2 protein-coding genes are annotated in these 1,910 nt (G+C 61.6%); both read right to left on the reverse strand.

Annotated elements, in window-relative coordinates; all coding sequences use genetic code 11:
• Nucleotides 1-88 precede the first annotated feature (88 nt).
• Nucleotides 89-1,330, reverse strand: a complete 1,242-nt coding sequence (locus FHG09_RS19625; protein ID WP_152349331.1) for a type II toxin-antitoxin system HipA family toxin — start codon at nucleotides 1,328-1,330, stop codon at nucleotides 89-91.
• Nucleotides 1,327-1,620 (reverse strand): helix-turn-helix transcriptional regulator, encoded by a 294-nt coding sequence (locus FHG09_RS19630; protein ID WP_319803274.1) that lies wholly within the window; start codon nucleotides 1,618-1,620, stop codon nucleotides 1,327-1,329. The genes FHG09_RS19625 and FHG09_RS19630 overlap by 4 nt, the downstream gene beginning before the upstream one ends.
• Between the last annotated feature and the right edge of the window lie 290 nt (nucleotides 1,621-1,910).

Below are 1,910 nucleotides of genomic sequence, written 5' to 3' on the forward strand. Positions count from 1 at the left end.
ACACCCACCACACGACCCACCGGGCATGATTCCATCCCTTGTGAAGCCGGGCCACCGGGTCATTCCAGGTGCCCGAATCCCACGCGACTCAACGGCTCTGACGGATAGCAGTCTGCAAGCGACCGAGCTGAGCGTCGATGACGGAACCCATCTCGGCGATCTCTGAACGTCGTATCCCGTGGCCGGCAGCCACCGACCTCCACCCGGCAACCGCGCTCACAACCTCGTTGAGCACTGAAACGACAGTCGGTTTCGTCAGATGGCAGAGGGAAGCGAATTCGAGCAGCGCCTCGGCTTCACTCTCTGCCGCCACGACGCCGTTGATCGCAGTCTGGCGCTCGACTGCGCCTTCCGGTTCTGGGTTGATATCGAAAGCTGGGCTCAGCTGCCACCCTGCGTCCGAACGGATGAAGCCATGGTTACGCAGGTGATCATCCGTATTGTGCATCGCAACTGAGAATGCCACCCGGCGAAAGAGTTCGGCGCAGTCGTGACGCCAACGCCGACTGTGGTCTTCGATGGCTTCGACGATATCGAGGTAGTCGCCTGCTTCTCCGTCTCGACGTCCCGTTGCCGTCATTGCGCTCATATATCCGATGCGCTCATCGGCATTGCGGTCGAACCTGTGCAGAAGAAGCACTGGCCTCTGGTCGATGCTCAACAGCTCGGACTCGGAGGTTTCGATTCCCGCCTTGCGGGCGAGTGAGAGGGCCACACTCTCCCATGCGATGACGTCCCTGTCGTCGTCGGGACGGGAGAACTTCGCGATAAGCAATCGCCCCTCATCGTCAGCCACGGACGCTTTGGGCCGAGCACCTCCCAGAGACCCTGTCCCTGCTTCAAGGAGTCGTTTCACAGCTGCGCCGGACCCTTCTGCGGCACCATCTGCAGCCCGTTGCAGTTCCGGCAGGGACAGAAGCTTCGGCACGCGGCTCGTGGGGCTGAGGAAGTGGTCGTCAGCAGCGCGACGAAACCGCAGAGCTCCCTGCCGGGTGTGGTCGCTGACTCCGAGCAGGAAGTCGATGTCCGTCAGGCGTCGGTCGCGGACGATTCCGTTGGCGACCTGCCGACGGTGCTCCTTCGCGACGAGATTGCGGCCCCATCGGTCAGGAGCGCAGTCGGAGAAGGCTCCCGGCAGACCAGGAACGCTGAATGGGGCCGTTGACAGCGGGAGCTCCGGGTCGATGGCATAGGCCCATCGAGAACCTGCGTATTCGTCCGAATATTTGAAGGTCGTCGAGACGTGCCCCCTTGCGATATGGAAGTACGCGGTGCCGACGACCACCGGTGATCCTCGGTGTTCGATCTCGACACGGATCTGCTCACTCATCGACGGACTCGGCCGGGAAGCGCCTCAGTCGAACGAAGTCTGCCGACGTCGGTGCTCAGTGGATCGAATGAAGCGGACACATGCTCGAGCTGCCCCAGCGCCTGCATGACCGACATCACTGCGCCGATCGAGACGCCGGCGTCTCCGCGTTCGACCTTCTGCAGCGTCGATCGAGAGATGCCTGCCCGCTCTGCGACCTCGACAGCCTTGAGCGATTGCATGAGTCTCCATCGTCGAATTGATGCTCCGATCTCAGCGAGGCGGCGGTCCACCTGGCGAGTCACGCTCACCCAAGCTCCTTACGAGTGCAATACCAGCCATATAATGATTTAACGACTATGATACGCGCCATTAAGTGAACGGGCAACCATGGTTTCGGTTGATGAGCTCCCGGCAGCTGCCTTGACGGGCTCGCCGAGTTCACTATCCCTGAGCGGATGCGACCCACCTGATACACCGCACCGGCATGAATGCACTGATGGCCCCGTCCACCCCCAGAAAGGGAGCTGAACGAGGCCACACAAGATCTATGGATGAATGCGGTGCCAGCAACCTCGCGCGAGGTAGCAGGACCCCCGTC

Source organism: Brevibacterium sp. CFH 10365 (genome assembly GCF_009299785.1).
GTDB classification, from domain to species: domain Bacteria; phylum Actinomycetota; class Actinomycetes; order Actinomycetales; family Brevibacteriaceae; genus Brevibacterium; species Brevibacterium limosum.

What these genes read in the sequence shown, in the direction of transcription:
- FHG09_RS19625 (WP_152349331.1), bottom strand. Translation starts at nt 1,330, where the DNA reads ATGAGTGAGCAGATCCGTGTCGAGATCGAACACCGAGGATCACCGGTG.